Origin of the sequence: Arcicella aurantiaca (assembly GCF_003148625.1) — a bacterium.
GTDB classification, from domain to species: Bacteria; Bacteroidota; Bacteroidia; order Cytophagales; family Spirosomataceae; genus Arcicella; species Arcicella aurantiaca.
This window is the reverse complement of sequence record NZ_QGGO01000045.1, coordinates 1-17,445: the sequence shown is the minus strand read 5'-3', so window position 1 is coordinate 17,445 and position 17,445 is coordinate 1. Positions and strand designations below refer to the sequence as shown.

Here is a 17,445-nt window from a genome sequence, read left to right as displayed (position 1 = left end):
TTAACGCAATGATATTAATTTGGTTGTTCGCCAGCTACCCAAAGGTCAACCATTTCGCCCGAATGTATTTTATTGCCATCTCCACACGCTGGATTTTGTCTAAAAACAGTTCCTGCGGGTTCGGTTGAAGTTGGGTCATAAATAATCGTTCCAATTTGTAAGCCAGAACCTTTGATGATGATTTGTGCTTCGTCGAAATTTTTACCTTCTACACATGGAACATCAAGCTCAACATCGCCCGTTCCGTTACCAATCACCAAAGTAACTTTTGAACCTTTTGCAATTAACGTACCAGCCTCCATTTTCTTGCCTTCATACTTCACTTCTAATACTTCATTTTCACGAATATCGTCTTGATATTCCAAATCTGGCTTCAATAAACCCGAAACTAATAACTGTTGCTCTGCACTTCTGACTGACATTTCGGTCAATTTTGGCAATTTAATCATGGGTGCAGTTTCGGTATTAATTGTCAAATAAATTTTACGTCCTTGTTTTACCTTCGAATTTTCCAAAGGATATTGAGATAATACCGTTAAAGGCTTCAGCCCAGCCGTAAATGTGCTATCAGTTACTTCATATTCCAAATTACGGTCGTCCAAAAGGTCTTCAGCTTCTTCCATTGACAAGCCTTTCAAATTGGGAACGGTAATCGCTTCACCGTGATTGGTACTCCAAGGTAAATACAGGAAGAAAAAGCCAAAAAACAGCACTAATAATAGCAAGATGATGATGGCTGCGTGGGTATAAACGTCTTTTTTAGAATTAGTTGAAATCTTCATTATGTTCTTGTTATGAATAAGTCGAATCTGGAATTCTACGCAATTTAGCAAATTCGGAGGTCAATCTGAAAAATTAAATATCATTATCATTCGTAGAGACGTTGCCTGCAACGTCTTGAACTGATTTGGTGAAATATTTTTACCTAACAAAAAGGTTTTGGGTAACGTCTATAAGTATTTGGAATAAATAAAATGATATTGTGTAGGGGCGTATAGCATACGCCCCAAAGGTCGAGATGTGGGCGTATGCTATACGCCCCTACGTCATGATGACAATATTTAATATTATCAATTAATTTATTTTTTTTACTTACATATCTAATAAGACGTTGCAGGCAACGTCTCTACTGCCAATTTGTCCTAACAAATTCTTTTGGAATTCTTTTTGCAATCATGTCCAACATCAAATTTTGATTATTATTCATCTAAAAAGTGACAAAATGACTATGCAAGAGAAAGGTAATATCTCGATTCATACCGAGAACATTTTTCCAATCATTAAAAAATTCCTTTATTCCGACCACGAAATTTTCCTTCGTGAATTAGTTTCAAACGCCGTTGATGCTTCACAAAAAATTAAAAGATTAGCTGCCATTGGTGAATATGCGGGTGAGTTGGGCGAATTGAAAGTAAAAGTTGCGTTTGATAAAGAAGCGAAAACGATTACAATTTCTGACGCTGGTTTGGGTATGACCGCCGACGAAATCAAGAAATATATTAATCAAATTGCGTTTTCAGGTGCTACTGAATTCGTTGAAAAATATAAAGATAAAGGCGATGAAAAAGCGATAATCGGACATTTCGGTTTAGGTTTTTATTCAGCTTTTATGGTGGCAGAAAGAGTTGATATTATCTCGCAATCGTACCAAGAAAATACACAACCTGTAAAATGGACTTGCGATGGTTCAACAGAATTTGAAATCACAGAAGCTACTCGTGAAGGACGTGGAACGGACATCGTTTTACACGTTGCGGAAGATTCAGTAGAATTTTTGGAAGAATTCAGAATTAAGCAAGTATTGGATAAATACTGTAAATTCTTGCCAATTGAAATTGAATTTCAAGAGAAAGTTATCAACAATCCAACGCCAATTTGGGCAAAATCTCCTTCAGATTTAACGGACGAAGATTACTTGAAATTCTACGAAGAATTGTATCCATATTCAGAAAAACCATTGTTCTGGATTCACTTAAATGTTGATTATCCTTTCAACTTAACGGGTATTTTGTATTTCCCGAAAGTGAAAAACGAATTGCAACTTTCTCGTGAGAAAATTCAATTATACAGTCGCCAAGTTTTCATTACTGACGAAGTAAAAGACGTTGTGCCTGAGTTCTTGATGTTATTACATGGGGTAATTGACTCGCCAGATATTCCATTGAACGTGTCTCGTAGCTTCTTACAGGCTGATGGAAATGTGAAAAAAATCAACTCGTACATTACTAAAAAAGTTGCGGATAAATTAGGCGAATTATTCAAAGCTGACCGTGTTGGATTTGAAGAGAAGTTTGACAATATTGGTCTTTTCGTAAAATACGGCATGATTTCAGACGATAAATTCTATGAGCGTGCAAAAGATTATTGTTTGTTCCAAAATGTTGATAACAAGTTCTTTACATTAAACGAATATGCAGAATTTGTACAAGAAAATCAAACGGATAAAGATGGAAACGTTACTTATCTTTATGCAAGTGATGTAAAAGGACAAGACGGTTTTATTCAATCTGCTAAAAAACGTGGTTATGATGTTTTGAAATTGGATACTGTTTTGGATAATCACTTTATCAATATGTTGGAAAGCAAATTGGTAAAAACCAATCTAAAACGTGTTGATGCCGATACTATCGAAAAATTGATTGATAAAGGAATTGCGGTTGATACAATTTTGTCAGATTCTGAAAAAGAAACGGTGAAAAAAGTATTTGAAGAAGTTATTAACGATACAACCAAAGTGGTGAATTTGGAAGCAATGCCTGCTGACGAAATGCCTGCTTTGATTACCCAAAACGAATTTATGCGTCGTATGAGTGATATGTCTCGCATGGGTGGCGGAGGAATGGGAATGTTCGGAGCGATGCCAAATAACTATATCGTTTCGGTAAATGCCAACCATTCGTCAATCAGTAAAATTTTACATACTGCCGATGCAGAAGAGCAGAAAAAATTAGCAAAACAAATTTATGATTTAGCTCTTTTAGCACAAAATATGCTTACAGGAGCAGATTTAACAGCATTCATTCAACGTACTGCTGTGAATTTGTAATCCGATTTTCTAAAATCGGCAGTGAAAAATAGAGATGAAGCAATTGCTTTGTCTCTATTTTTTTGTTCAAATTTCACCATTTACTAAGTTAGTGTGTACATTTTTTATGGTTTCCTTTTAAACAATCGTGTGATAAATATTTTTACATCTACATTTTAAAACCAACAACACAACCATGAAAAAGCTTTTGTTTATTATTTCATTAGTGCTTTTGGGAAGCACATCATTTGCTCAAACTACCACAAATCCGTTTAAAAATACGCAATGGAAAGGCACTGTCAATATCCCCGACCCAACGGGAGCAATTATTGCTTTTGAGGAAGGAAAAGTAATGTTCAAAGCAATGGAAAACGATTCACCGATTGAAGAATTGAGCTATACCATTGAAGGAAATATCTTAACGATGAAAAAAATAGCAGGTTCAAGCCCATGTACCGAAAACGAAGTGGCTAAATTATCTTTTGAAATCATTAAAGATACTCTGATTCTAAAGGTTGTTTCAGATGATTGTAAAGCGAGAGGAGCGGCTTTTACCGATGAACAAGGGAATGCTTATGTTTGGAAGAAAGATAAATAATCAATTAGGTATAAAACAAAAAAACTCCGCAATACGGAGTTTTTTTGCAAAACTATTCACCTAACCTAAAAAACTAAAATGAAAATATTTTTTAAGAAATGAGCTTGTTATTTTCTCACTTCTCTCTTTTAACTCATATCTTACTTCACCGCTAAAATTCTGAACTCTGTTCTGCGGTTTTCTTGATGCTGACTTTCGTTACATTGTACGCCATCTACACATTCATTTGTTGGTTCGCTTTCTCCGTATCCATTTGATACTAAGCGAGATGGGTCAATACCTCTTTGTGTTAAATAATTCACTACGGCTCTTGCACGATTTTCTGATAATTGCATATTGTAACTGTCTCCTGAACGTGCATCTGTATGCGAACGAATTTCGATTTTCATATCAGGATATTTTTTCAAAAGTGGCAAAACCGTTCTTTCTAACTCACGAGCGGCATCTGGACGAATGAAAAATTTATCTAAATCGTAGTAAATATTATTCAATTTGAAAATATCTCCTTCGCCATACATTCCTTGAACATTCTGGTATTGCGTTGGATTTTTACTTACTTTTCCAATCGTTTCATTATTGGTAGCGTATTTATCTTTCTGTGCAGTCAATTTGTGGTCTGCACCAGGTTTTACTTCAAATTCATAGCCACCATCTTGACCCGTTACAACGGTTTGCGTTGTTTTATCTTTCTGGTTTTCAAGTGTTACTTGTACACCCGAAATTGGTTTTTGGTTCAACTCTGATTTTACAACTCCTTTCAATACAGATGAATTTGATTTCTCTAAATACATCTCCAAAGTGGTTTGTTGCCCTGTATTACTTTTTGTTGAATACGTAATTGAATTCATCTGATAGCCTTCTTTGATAGCCTTGAATTCATATTCAGATTCTGACTGTAAACAGATTGAAGTTGAACCGTCTAAACCTGTAACTTTTAAATCTTGATTTTCTCCGTTGATTACACTTCTGATGTCCACATTTTCGAGTGGCGTTTTAGTGGCGGCATCATACACAATCAAATTTAAAGGACGACATTCTCTTTTGAAACTGTAAATATTATCGTCGTGAATTCCTCTTTTACGGTTTGATGAAAAGAAACCTGTATTACGTCCTGCGTCGGTAATTAAACCAAAATCATCTTTTTCTGAATTTAATGGAGCTCCTAAGTTTGATACACCTTTGTAAGCAATGCCATCTTTCATTTCAGCAAAGAATATATCAAGTCCGCCTAAGCCTTCGTGTCCGTCTGACGAGAAATATAAGTTTCCACTTTCATCGACAAACGGGAACATTTCGTTTCCTTCGGTATTTACTTCTTTTCCTAAGTTTACAGGAGTTCCCCAAGTTCCATCGTTATATTCTACAATGTATAAATCCGTTCCGCCATAACCTCCTGGCATATCCGAAACAAAATACATTTTAGTATTGTCTGGTGATAAAGCTGGGTGTCCGCATGAATATTCGTCAGAATTGAACGGAACTTCTTTTACGTTACTCCATGATTCTTTTACTAAATCTGCGGTATAGAGTTTCAAGCGGTTTGTTCCATCTTTCGACTCTCTTGCACGTCCTTTATTGTAATTATTTCTTGTAAAAACTACTTTTTGTTCTCCTTTGAAGAAAGTCATTGGACCTTCATGATATTTGGTATTTAAGACACGACTAAATTCTTCAATTTTTGTCAATTTTGCTTCTGGAGCAGGAGCATCTGCATTACTTGCTGACATTCCCCCAAGTGCCTGAGCCGATTGTAATCCGTTGTGAATGCTTAATTGAGAAGTATCTGGAACGAAATATAAATCTAAAAATGGCGTCTGATTCCAAGCAAAAACTCTTTTGATTGTTCCTGTTTCATCTCTTGCCGAACAAAATACCAACCCTCCTTTGTAAAACATCGGGCTAAAGTCTGCCTGACGAGAGTTGATAGGAAGATACTGAACTTTGTAAGACGAAGAGTCACGATAAAAACGTCCCATATCCATCAAAGCAATAGTATAACGTTTTGCACGAAGGTCAGCAGTTTGTTTTTCTCCGTAAATAGAATAATATTTTTGAGATTCTTTATATTTCTGGTTCGAAGCCAATGCTTGAGCATAGTAAAGATAATTCTCCGATTCTACATCTGGATAATCACGCAAAAGGTCTGCATAAGCACGTTCAGCGTTACGAGAATCTTGCATTTTACGATAAGAATAGGCTAATTTCTTCAACCCTTCTTGACGAGTCACAGGGTCTTTTGCATCACGAAGGAAGTCTTCATAAAGGCGTATCGCTTCGATATAACTTAGTTGTTCGAATTGACGATTTGCGGCTTTCAGCTTCGCTTGTGCGTGTGTGTTTTCGCAGGCAAGCAGAAAAAGTAATACCACAACAGAAGCTATGTGAAAAATTTTATTCATAACATGGGGTTGCTTAGGCGGAATAGTTTGATTTCTACTCTGTAAGGTTGCCAATTCAAAAACAAATAACGTGCCAAATAAGTAAGAGATATGAGGTATAAGGTATTAGAAACTAACTATTAGGGAATAAATTGAGATACCAAAGGGGGAGAATGTCTAAAAATACAAAACCCTTAACATTGAACTAATCCAACGTTAAGGGTTTTACTATGAGCGTATAAATTACTTAAATTATGGTAGTTTAAATGCTTGACGTGCCAATAATAGCCATTGTCCTTTTGTTTTTTGAAATACCAAAAGAACGCCTAATTTAGCTGTTCCTGCTACGCCACTATTATTGGTTTCTGCAAATAATTTATGGCGTACAATAGCCGTTTTTCCATGAATTTTGATGGTCTGTTCTGTTAAATCAATGGTTTTGAAGTCTGATTTTCCAGAACTAATTGCTTCAACAAACATAGCTTTTGTTTCCATAGTCCCACTCGAATGTCCATAGCTTAAATCTTCATGAGCAATTTTTTCTAAAGAAGATTTATCGCCATCAATCATGGCTTTTTTTAGAAAATCTACTGCTTCAGCTACTTTCTTTTCGTCAGCAGTTTGTGCCTGTACAAAAGTGATGCTTAAACAAAATATGATTAGAAATTGGAGGATGCTTTTCATTACTATTTATTTTTAATGAGATTTAAGTAATTGGAAAAATAAAATATCATTTTAAGGTTTAATAAATTGTAGATTGCCAATTTATTGAGAAGCCTTAAAATGATATTTTTAATGTGGTAATCTCTTAAATATCAACTTGTTTCATTTTTGGAACTAAGAAGTGCATAATCGACCATGCAGTTAAATATGCCGCTCCGCAAATACAAAACATGATAAAATATCCCGTTTGAATTTGCCCGATTTTTGTATAATACACAAACATATTTTTTTGAACTAACCATGTCAAAAGAATACCTCCCAAACCTCCAAACATTCCGCCGATTCCTGTAACAGATGCTGTTGCTTTTTTAGGGAACATATCTGAAACAGTTGTGAAAATATTAGCACTCCAAGCTTGGTGAGCCGAAGCCGCAATACCAATCACTAATACTGCCAACCACATATTAATTGAGCCAAAATACTGAGCAAATAATACAGGTAATACAAGGAAAGCGTAAATCAACATACTGGTTTTACGAGCTTTGAAAGCAGGCCATTGTTTGTTGATGAGGTTCATTGGTAACCAACCTCCTGCAATACTACCAATACTACCAATCATGTAAACCATCGCCGAAGGCCAAATGATTTCTGTTTTTGATAAATTGTATTGTTTCATCAAGAAATCAGGTAACCAGAATAGATAAAACCACCAAACAGGGTCAGTTAAGAATTTACCTAAAGCAAATGCCCATGTCTGACGGAATGAAAGTAATTTAAGCCAAGATACTTTTTCAGTAGCAACTTCTTCTACTCTGTCAGAGTTGATATATTCCAATTCTTCAGCAGATAATCTTTTTTGCTTTTGAGGAATTTCATAAAAAATAAACCATAATGCAAGCCATAAAAATCCAATAGCTCCTGTAAGAATAAATGCCCATTGCCAACCCCAAGTTTCAGCGATATATGGCACAGTAAGTGGTACAATGATAGCACCAATGTTTGTTCCTGAGTTGAAAACTCCTGTTGCTAAAGCTCTTTCTTTTTGAGGAAACCATTCTGCAACGGCTTTGATGGCAGCAGGAAAGTTACCTGCTTCTGTAACTCCTAAGAAAATACGTGCGATAACAAAACCGCCTGTACCTGTTGCAAAAGCATGAGCAATGGCAGCAATACTCCAGAGACCAGTAGCAATGGCATAACCGATTTTTGTACCTAATTTATCAACAAATCCTCCTGCAAAAAACATCCCGAAGGCATAAGCTAATTTGAAAGCGATTTCGATATTTGCATAATCGTTTACCTCTTGCTCAGGTGTCCAATGAAAAGCTTCTGCAAGATATGGTTTTAAGTAACTAATGACATTTCTGTCGAGATAGTTAACGGTTGTTGCAAAAAAGACCAGACTACAAATCGTCCAGCGATATTTACCAATTGTGGTTTGCATGAGTTTGAGTTATGGAGTATAAGATTTGAGTTATGAAATGATGGTTTTCACAACTCAAGCCTTTTTAAAATTTGAAATATTCTTTTGCGTTGTTGTAACAGATATTTTGAACCATCTGTCCAATCCATTCAATATCGTTTGGTAATTCTCCGTTTTCAACTTCGTTACCTAAAAGATTACAAAGAATTCTACGGAAATATTCGTGTCTTGGGAATGACAAGAAACTACGAGAATCTGTAAGCATTCCGATAAAACGACTTAAAAGTCCCATATTTGAAAGTGAATTCATTTGGCGTTCCATACCGTCTTTTTGGTCTAAAAACCACCAACCAGAACCAAACTGAATTTTACCAGCCATCGAACCGTCGTTGAAGTTTCCAATCATGGTTGCCATCAAATCGTTATCTCTTGGATTTAGGTTGTAAATGATGGTTTTTGCTAATTGGTCATTTTCATCTAAACGACCTAAAAATTTAGATAAACCTTGTGCCTGAGACCAGTCTCCAATAGAATCCCAACCTGTGTCTGGTCCTAAAGTACGCAACGCACGGCTATTGTTGTTACGCAAAGCTCCTAAGTGGAATTGTTGCGTCCAGCCTAAGTCGTGGTACATTACTCCCAAAGCATGAAGAACCGCCGATTTATAAACTAAGGCTTCGTCTGCCGAAATACTTTGTTTTGCCAACACTTTTTGAAGAATGGCATTGGCTGATTCTTCTGTGAAATCTGCTGCATAAATTTGCTCCAAACCGTGGTCAGCCAAACGTCCGCCCAATGAAGCAAAGAAATCTGCACGTGAACGAAGAGCCTTCAATAACTCAGCGTAAGAGTTAATCTCAATATTGGCAACTGTACCTAATTTTTGAACATAATCCGCAAAGTTTGGATTATCAATCAAGATATATTTATCAGGACGGAAAGTTGGCAAAACTTTCGTTGAAACTGTTCCATCTTGAATAATTGCTTGGTGATGTTCCAACGAATCCGAAGGGTCGTCGGTAGTACAAGCCACTTCTACTTTCATTTTTGATAATAAACCTCTTACCGCAAACTCTGGTGTTTGAAGTTTTGCTGAACATTCATCAAAAATCCGTTTAGCATTCTTCGGACTTAAAGTTTCGTATTCGTCAAAATAACGTTGTAATTCTAAATGCGTCCAGTGATATAATGGATTACGTAACGTATAAGGTACGGTTTCTGCCCATTTCTCAAATTTTTCGTAATCAGTTTTATTTCCTGTACAATAACTTTCGTTCACACCATTTGAACGCATCGCACGCCATTTGTAGTGGTCGCCGTAAAGCCAAATTTGCGTTAAATTTTCAAAATTCTTGTTATTAGCTATCTGGTCAGGAGGTAAATGATTATGATAGTCAATAATGGGCATATCTTTGGCAAACTCATGGTAAAGTCTGCTGGCAGTGGAAGTTTGTAAGAGGAAGTCTTCGTTTAAAAATTGTTTCATGATTATTTATTTGTAAGCGAAAAGCGATTTGCGAAATTGAGTTGGCAAAATGTAAACCTGATTTCTGTTTTACATTTTGTTCTTTTTAGCAGGCTATTCTATCAGTCAATATTTGTACAGATAAGTGTTCAAAAACGCTTCTGTGTTTATAAAGGGAGAAGAACTATTTTTTTACTCTAAACTTCTGCTTCAAATATCAGAATCTTGAATGACAGGACGAAGATTGAATATTTTATTAGCCAAGAAAACATAAATAATTGTAGTAATAAGCCAACCCGTAATCATCATGGGGAAGTTGAGTTCGCTAATCATGAAAATAGAAGGCGAAGGCAAAACACTGTCGGGATACGAAACGATGAGAAAAGAATAAACATTATTGGCTGCGTGAATTCCTATGGGAAGCTCTAATTTTTTATCAAAAACGGCAAGCAGAGCAAAGAAAAGTCCGACGCCAATAAAATAAATCATGGCGATAGCAAAGCCAATTTTCTGAATCTCAGGATTATACCCATGAGCCAAACCGAAAAGAACGGCAGTAATAATAATGCCTGCCCAAATATTGCGTGAGCCAATTCCTTGCAAAAGATAACCTCTACAAAGCAATTCCTCCGCCGTACTTTGAACAGGAATCAATAAAAGTCCAACGATTAATGCAGGTAAAAATTCTTCTATTTTTAGGGTAAAACGGTACATTTCTGGAAATAATCCATAAAATAGTAACTCTACAACCGCCGTAATGGCAAACCAAAGTCCAGCCGACTGAGCTATACGTTTCCAATTAATCGTTTCAAAAGGCGTGATTAAGGTTTTAAAAGGACGTTCGTGCAGGAATTTCATGGCAACCCACAAACCAATAATCATTCCGATAAATTGCAAAATAGCAATTGCCATATACAAATAGGAGGGGACAGTTGGTTGTTGGGTTCGGTGGTCAGTTACCAAAACGGTAGGATAAGAGAAGAGAATACCTCCTATCATTACAATCAAAAAGCCAGCTCCATAGAGCCAGCCATTGTTTTTGCCCGTGCGAGCAATATCAATAAATGCGTTTTTCATAGTTTTGTAACCCGATGTTTCCGCATCGGAGAAAAAAGTATAATTACCGATGTAGAAACATCGGGTTACAATTTAAAAAGAAAAAAACTTATTCTTTAGTTTTTGTAAGTATTCTTGAAATCGGTTATTTTTGTTTAAAATACAACAATATGAATTCAACAGTTAGCACCCTTTTTCATGAAGTAGAACGTTTGGATAATCGTTCTTTAGATGCTTTTATTGATAATGTGATTTCATTAAGAGTACGTCGTGATACTTCCTCTAAGCAGAAAGAAGAAGCAGAATTGCTTGAAAAAATCAATAGGAGTTTATCGTTGAAACAAGTTGAAAGATTTAGAGAACTAAATCAAAAACGCATAGAAGAAAATATTGCGGAGAGTGAATTAGTAGAATTAACAGTATTGCTTGAAAAAACAGAAAAGCTAAATGTGAATCGGTTGAAATATTTAAGTTTACTTGCCCGTTTGCGTAATATTTCTGTGCGTGACCTTATGAATCAGCTTGGAATTTCAAATCCTACAAATGGCTAAATCTTATATTTCTACAAAAAACAAACGTCTAATCATTAATCGTTCTCGTGGATATTGTGAATATTGCCAATGTCCAGCCGACTTTTCTACTGAACCATTTTCTATTGAACATATTATTCCACGTTCAAAAAATGGCTTAGACGAACTCAGCAATTTAGCTTATGCTTGTATTGGGTGTAATATTTATAAATCCGACAAAACTGAATTTTTAGATACACTATCTCAAGCATTTTACCCTTTGTATAATCCACGTACAATGATTTGGAATGAACATTTTATTTGGGATAAATCATTAACGGTTATGATTGGGAAAACGGCGATTGGGCGAGTAACAATTGAAGCTATTAAATTGAATAGAAGACCATTAAAAAATCTTAGGCGGGCATTAATTGCTATTGGTGAACACCCGCCAGATTTTGATTTGTAACCCGATGTTGGGCGGCACTCCGCTTCCACATCGGATGTTATTTTATTCCGATGCGGAAGCGGAGTGCCGCCCAGCATCAGGTTACAATACTATAAACTTACCCCTCTTTTCCAAGGAATAAAGTCGTCTTGTCCGTTTCTTACGGCACAAACTTCAATTTCACCGCTGGCAACTTTAATCGCATATTCCAAAATACGCTCTCCTGCTTGCTCAATGCTTTCTTCGCCTTCAATGATTGTTCCTGTATTGATGTCAATAATATCAGACATTTTATTGAACAATTTAGAGTTTGTCGCAATTTTCACCACTGGGGCAATTGGGTTTCCCGTTGGTGTACCTAAACCCGTTGTGAACAATACTAAATTTGCTCCAGAAGCCACTTCTGCCGTTGTTGATTCTACGTCATTTCCGGGAGTACATAAAAGGCAAAGTCCTGATTTGGTCACTTTTTCTGGATAATCCAAAACCGAAGTTACAGGCGAAGTTCCTCCTTTTTTAGCTGCTCCTGCCGACTTAATCGCATCAGTAATTAATCCGTCTTTGATATTTCCGGGCGAAGGATTCATGTCAAAGCCAGAACCTACTGCTTTGGCACGGTCGTTATACGTTTTTACTAAATGACTGAACAAAGCGGCATCGTCACGACTAACACAGCGGTCGGTTAATTCTTGTTCAACACCGCATAATTCTGGGAATTCGGCAAGGATAACCGTTCCGCCTAAACCTATCAATAAATCGGAAGTATAACCAATAGCAGGGTTGGCAGAAATACCAGAGAAACCGTCTGAACCACCACATTCTAAGCCAATTGTTAATTTGCTCAATGGGGCAGGTTGACGAGTATTTTGATTAGCTTGCATCAAACCTGCAAAAGTTTGTTTCAATGCCTGAGCCATCATTTCAGACTCTGTACCAATATTTTGTTGCTCTAAAATATAAAGCGGTTTCTGGAAATTAGTGTCTCTTTTAGCAATTTCAGCCTTCAATTCGCCTACTTGTGCATTTTGACAACCTAAACTCAAAACCGTTGCACCCGCACAATTTGGATGTGTAATATAACCTGCCAACATTCCGCAAAGTGCCGTAGAATCTTGACGAGTACCACCGCAACCACCGTCGTGAAGTAGGAATTTTACGCCATCAACATTCGGGAAAAGTTTTTGTTTTTGCGTTTCCGTTTCTTGACTTTGTAAATCTGCCGATAAAATATCTTCAATCGTTTTTCCTGCTTTGTACAAAGCAATCAAATCGTTAGTTTGATTTTGGTACGTATGCTTACGAGCGTAACCCAAATCGTCCACAAGTGCCTCACGAAGCACTTCGATGTTACGATTTTCACAGAAAACTAAAGGAATCACTAACCAATAATTTGCCGTTCCAACCGAACCGTCGGGACGATGAAAGCCGTTGAAAGTACGCCCTTCAAAACCTGACAAATTGGGAGCTTGCCATTCCGCTTGATTTTCACGTAATTCAAAAGAATTGACAGCGTGTTTTACATTGAAAATATTGATACTTCCGCCCTTAGCAATGGGCTGATTAGCCTTGCCGACCAATACGTCGTACATTTTTATTTCAGAGCCAACCTCAAAATCGTACATAGCGAATTTGTGTTTAGCCGCAATATCTTCCGTAAGGGTATAAGATTGACCGTCTAATTCTACGATTTCATCTTTTTTTAAATCGGTTAGAGCAACAATAACGTTGTCGTTGGCGTGGATTTTTAATACTTTATTTTTCACTTTCTTATCATTTATGCTTTCTTAATTTCAAAAGGCAAATTGTGAATTGCTATACTCAAAATTAGGCAAGAAATGCTTAGGAATGAAGTAATTTACCGTTTGATAAATGGGTTTTGGGGTTTGGTGGGAAATGGGTTATGTTTGTTATTAGGGAATCTCCTAAGATTTTAATAATACAAAAAGTAGGACAAAACTTTTGTAGATTAATAGGAGTAATAGGCAACTTAATAAAACATACGTTACAATGACAATAGAAGAATTGAAATCAAATAATATAAAAAGTTTAACAGACTTTGAATTATTGACAAATGGAAGTAAGAAACAAGGTTTATTCTATGTGCCTGATATTATTTCAAACATAATTGCAGACTTCGCAAAATTGATAATCCCCCAAAATGCTATTGTGCTTAATTCGAACTATGGAGAAATTTCGTCAAAACTTAAAGACATTGAAAATATTGTAAGTATTGACATAAACGCAAACAATATTGAACTTTCGAAATATCTTAACCCTGAACTTACATTTATAAATGCAGACCCTTTAAACTATTCTTTATCAGACAAGTTTGATTTTGTCATAACATTTCCGCCACTTGGTCAAAGACTCGAATCTAACGGAGGAAGTACGTCAAGTGAAATATTGTATATTGAAAAAGCACTTGATTTGTTAAATGAAAATGGCGTAGCCGTTTTCATTTTATCAAGTAATTTCTTAACAGCACCAATCTACGCTGACATAAGGAACTTAATTACAACTCAATTTGGATTAAGCAAGATTATTCAACTTTCACAAGGAGCAATGAGAAACGTCGGTACTGAACTTTTTATTTTAATAATCAAAAAATCAAACCTTTTAAAAACAGATTTCTATTCTGCCAATTCAAATTTTGAAATAAGAACAGCAAAGCCAATTTTTTCAATTCCTAAGGAAGAATTGACTGAAAGATGGGATTTTAATTTTCATAATCCACTTAGTCAAAAATATCAAGAAAGACTAAGAGAAAGTAAGACAAAAAAAATTGGTGATTTAGTAGAAGTTTGCTTTGGAATACACTTTAATAAAGAAGAGAAACAGGCAAGTGGAAACTTTAAAATAATTTCTTCAAGAAACATTATCAATGGATTTCTTGAAGAAACACCAAATGATAATTATTTTAAAAAAGATAATTTAACTGCAAGAGAAGAAAAGGCAATCTTGCAAATTGGCGACATTCTATTTCCTCGTTATAACAGAGATAAAGTTGCAGTTTATATTCATTCTTCCGATAATGGTAAATTTATAGCAAGTAGAGATATATTTATATTGCGTGGTAAAAATGCCGAATATGTTGCAATATATCTTAACACAGTCAGCGGTTTAAATCTTTTTAATCAACAAATAAAACGACACGAAAAAGGAACTGTACTTCCAACTATATCTTTACAAGACTTAACAAATATTCAAATTCCAATTTTGCCAATAAAAAGTTTAGAGTCCGCTTCGATTAGGGAACTTGAAAAGAACCCAATTGAAAAAAATATATCGTTTAAAAGTGAATTGGAATTGCTTGCTAATCAATATGTTAAAATAGAAATGATTTCGTTTTTTGAACAAAATCAAAGTCTTATCGATAAAATTGATTTAGTTTTAAAGAAACAAGAAGAACATACAACGAAGTTGATAAACATTGAGAATAAAATTGATGATATAAAAACTGTAATCCTAAAATTATCTGATGATTTCAAGGAAATACAAAGTTTACCACGTGAAATAGAAGAAAAAATTTTACGATTAAACATGAAATTAGAAGAACAGATTTCTAACCTACATTTTGAACAGAAACAAATTGACACTTATATCAAAGAAATTAAAAATTGGTTTGACTATTATGACTTATTAGAGACAAAAAGTAAAAAATATTTGCCCGAAGCTGAATATATTTTCGACCACATTTCAAAACTTGATAATCCTGACTATTCGCCTTTTATACTTCAATATTGTAGAGCATTAGAAAATGAATTGTTAAGCAAAATATTTAGAGCCTATGTTCAATCTATAATAGATAGAAATATTGTATTTTACGAAAAATTTTATTGGGATTTAGGAAAAAAGGAATCAGGTAAATTAAATGATGAAAATACATTTAAACTATCGAAACATATACAAAAATGTCTTACTAAAACTAATAATGAATGGTTTTTTGAGTTAGGTTCAATGGAAGTGAATTTACGATATTTAACAGGTAAAACAGTAGAAAAAAGTCCACTATTACAAGATTTAAGAGAATTTGTTTTAGACCATTTTGAGAAGGAATTATTAAATATTGAATATCTTGACGAAATAAAAACAATAATAAGAGATTACAGGAATCAATCTGCACATCCTAATTTAATGGATACAGAAAAAGCAACAACTTTTCACAAGCAGATGAAAGAGTGTTTAATTAACCTAATGGAAAACTATAAAACAAAGTAAATGTCACCCCCTGCCCAACTGGTTCAAGCGAGGACGCTTGAACCAGTTGGGAGGACGCTTGAACCAGTTGGGGTAAACACAATATCCATTTTTCCTCTAAAAAATATAATATGAAAGCTATTGTCTTATTTCTATTCGCATTTACTATTCATTGTTCTTTTGGTCAAGTTGGTGTTTCTCAGAAGACTTTTGAGCCTATTAGTCTTGTGAATAAAATTGAGTTTCAGAACACTAAATTTAATCAGCCTAAGTTTAGTTGTGCCTTTTTGTTAATGTACAAAAATGACACTTTTGCCATCACTGCCAAACATCTGCTAAAAATCATAAAAACGAATAAAATGAATGCAGTTTCATTCGAGAATGAAGTAAGTAATTGGTCGTTCTATCCACTTAATCATACAAGTGAAACGATTGTGGCGGATAAATTACTCAATGAAAATAAAGCTGAATTATTAGAAAATAAATCTACTTTTGAGAAAGATTGGCTTGTTTTTTCTATCAAAGAAAATCATGCGAACATCAAGCCATTGCAATTAAGAACATCACCTCTAACAATGGGTGAAAAGTTATACGTCGTTGGGTGGACACGCACAATGGAAGAGGGTAAACAACGTGTTTATGAATTTGAATACCATAAAACAATTGGAAATCGGATATTATTAAAAGAGGTGATTGTTCCCGAAAAATTTGGTGGTTTGAGTGGAGCTCCATTGGTTGATGAAAAAGGGTTGGTAGTTGGTGTCGTGTCAAATGCAACGATTGACCCCGAATCAAACGAAAAATATTTCTCGCCTTGTACTTTAAATGGGATAATTTCAGTTATCGAACAAAACACAAAAGGTAAGTGATTTTCCATTTCTCCACTGGTTTAAGTATCCTCGTCCCCACTGGTTTAAGCGTCCTTGTCCCCACTGGTTTAAGCGTCCTCGCTTGAACCAGTGGGGAGGTTTCCATAAAAAAACAAATTTACAATAACCAATACCCACTCATGAACCCAAAAGTTGATTTTTATTTTGCAAATTCTGAAAAATGGCAGGAAGAATTAAGAACGCTGAGAACAATAATTCTTGAATGTGAACTCACTGAAGAATTGAAATGGGGTGTTCCTTGCTATACTTTTCAGAAAAGTAATGTGGTTTTAATTCATGAGTTTAAAGCGTATTGTGCTATTTTATTCACAAAAGGTGCTTTGTTGAATGATGCGGAGGGAATTTTGATTCAACAAACGGAAAATGTACAGGCCGCTCGTCAAATACGATTTACCAATGTTCAGCAGATTGTTGAAATCGCCAGCACCATAAAAGCTTATATTTAACGTGAGTTATTGATATAACAAACTGATAATCAATTTTTTACAACAAAAAAAAGCAATATTGCCGACTCTAATGTATTTTTGTAATTGCACAAAAACAAGAACACATCATGAGCCGACTAACATTGCTAACGACAAAATTAACAGAAATTTTCATTGACTGCGACGATTTTTGTAAGTGTTTTGAAAAACACATGGTTGAATCAGGAGAAAGTTTAGCTGTCTCCCAAATGAGTACCAGTGAAATGATGGCGATCAGTATTTACTATCATCATTCGGGCGTTAAATGTTTTAAATATTACTATCAAATTATTATCAAAGGATATTTAAAATCATATTTTCCTAAGGCT

At 35.1% G+C, this 17,445-nt stretch carries 14 protein-coding genes and 1 pseudogene; 8 read left to right on the top strand and 7 right to left on the bottom strand.

Annotation, left to right across the window (positions count from 1 at the left end; all coding sequences use genetic code 11):
- Positions 1-14: 14 nt before the first annotated feature.
- Positions 15-782 carry a PASTA domain-containing protein gene (locus tag LV89_RS23715; RefSeq protein WP_229201587.1) on the bottom strand — a complete coding sequence of 256 codons (768 nt, stop codon included), beginning with the start codon at positions 780-782 and terminating at the stop codon, positions 15-17.
- 446 nt (positions 783-1,228) lie between these two features.
- On the opposite strand from LV89_RS23715, the gene htpG reads away from it, so the two are divergent.
- Positions 1,229-3,046, top strand: a complete 1,818-nt coding sequence (htpG, locus tag LV89_RS23710; protein ID WP_109745460.1) for a molecular chaperone HtpG — start codon at positions 1,229-1,231, stop codon at positions 3,044-3,046.
- A gap of 175 nt (positions 3,047-3,221) precedes the next feature.
- A complete protein-coding gene (locus tag LV89_RS23705) occupies positions 3,222-3,623 on the top strand; it encodes a hypothetical protein (protein ID WP_109745458.1) in 402 nt (133 codons plus the stop codon).
- A 140-nt stretch (positions 3,624-3,763) separates the two neighbouring features.
- Here LV89_RS23705 and LV89_RS23700 read toward each other — a convergent pair whose 3' ends face one another.
- The 5 genes from LV89_RS23700 to LV89_RS23680 all read right to left on the bottom strand — a co-directional run bounded on the left by LV89_RS23700 (position 3,764) and on the right by LV89_RS23680 (position 10,629).
- Positions 3,764-6,022, bottom strand: coding sequence for an OmpA family protein (locus tag LV89_RS23700; RefSeq protein WP_109745456.1), 2,259 nt, complete (start codon positions 6,020-6,022; stop codon positions 3,764-3,766).
- 231 nt (positions 6,023-6,253) lie between these two features.
- Complete coding sequence (locus LV89_RS23695) at positions 6,254-6,685, bottom strand: nuclear transport factor 2 family protein (protein ID WP_109745454.1); 432 nt, start codon at positions 6,683-6,685, stop codon at positions 6,254-6,256.
- A 124-nt stretch (positions 6,686-6,809) separates the two neighbouring features.
- The gene (locus tag LV89_RS23690; RefSeq protein ID WP_109745452.1) at positions 6,810-8,108 is read right to left on the bottom strand and encodes an MFS transporter; all 1,299 of its coding nucleotides are present in this window, start codon (positions 8,106-8,108) and stop codon (positions 6,810-6,812) included.
- A 64-nt stretch (positions 8,109-8,172) separates the two neighbouring features.
- On the bottom strand, positions 8,173-9,573 hold the full coding sequence (gene uxaC / locus LV89_RS23685) for a glucuronate isomerase (protein WP_109745451.1): 1,401 nt from the start codon (positions 9,571-9,573) through the stop codon (positions 8,173-8,175).
- Positions 9,574-9,762: 189 nt separating this feature from the next.
- Positions 9,763-10,629, bottom strand: coding sequence for a CPBP family intramembrane glutamic endopeptidase (locus LV89_RS23680; protein ID WP_109745449.1), 867 nt, complete (start codon positions 10,627-10,629; stop codon positions 9,763-9,765).
- A gap of 149 nt (positions 10,630-10,778) precedes the next feature.
- Between LV89_RS23680 and LV89_RS23675 the strand changes: the two genes are divergently transcribed.
- Both LV89_RS23675 and LV89_RS23670 read left to right on the top strand, forming a co-directional pair.
- Complete coding sequence (locus LV89_RS23675; RefSeq protein WP_146199255.1) at positions 10,779-11,159, top strand: STAS/SEC14 domain-containing protein; 381 nt, start codon at positions 10,779-10,781, stop codon at positions 11,157-11,159.
- Complete coding sequence (locus LV89_RS23670; RefSeq protein WP_109745446.1) at positions 11,152-11,586, top strand: HNH endonuclease; 435 nt, start codon at positions 11,152-11,154, stop codon at positions 11,584-11,586. Before LV89_RS23675 ends, LV89_RS23670 begins: the two co-directional genes overlap by 8 nt.
- A gap of 89 nt (positions 11,587-11,675) precedes the next feature.
- On the opposite strand, the gene LV89_RS23665 is transcribed toward LV89_RS23670, so the two are convergent.
- Positions 11,676-13,328 carry a UxaA family hydrolase gene (locus LV89_RS23665; RefSeq protein ID WP_109745444.1) on the bottom strand — a complete coding sequence of 551 codons (1,653 nt, stop codon included), beginning with the start codon at positions 13,326-13,328 and terminating at the stop codon, positions 11,676-11,678.
- Between the two features lie 244 nt (positions 13,329-13,572).
- Between LV89_RS23665 and LV89_RS23660 the strand changes: the two genes are divergently transcribed.
- From LV89_RS23660 to LV89_RS24985, 4 genes and pseudogenes are all read left to right on the top strand, one after another.
- The gene (locus tag LV89_RS23660; RefSeq protein WP_109745442.1) at positions 13,573-15,783 is read left to right on the top strand and encodes an Eco57I restriction-modification methylase domain-containing protein; all 2,211 of its coding nucleotides are present in this window, start codon (positions 13,573-13,575) and stop codon (positions 15,781-15,783) included.
- A gap of 110 nt (positions 15,784-15,893) precedes the next feature.
- On the top strand, positions 15,894-16,631 hold the full coding sequence (locus LV89_RS23655; protein ID WP_109745440.1) for a trypsin-like serine protease: 738 nt from the start codon (positions 15,894-15,896) through the stop codon (positions 16,629-16,631).
- Positions 16,632-16,771: 140 nt separating this feature from the next.
- Positions 16,772-17,098, top strand: coding sequence for a DUF1801 domain-containing protein (locus LV89_RS23650; RefSeq protein ID WP_109745438.1), 327 nt, complete (start codon positions 16,772-16,774; stop codon positions 17,096-17,098).
- Between the two features lie 107 nt (positions 17,099-17,205).
- Positions 17,206-17,445, top strand: a pseudogene (locus tag LV89_RS24985) (IS982 family transposase); the annotation flags it as partial.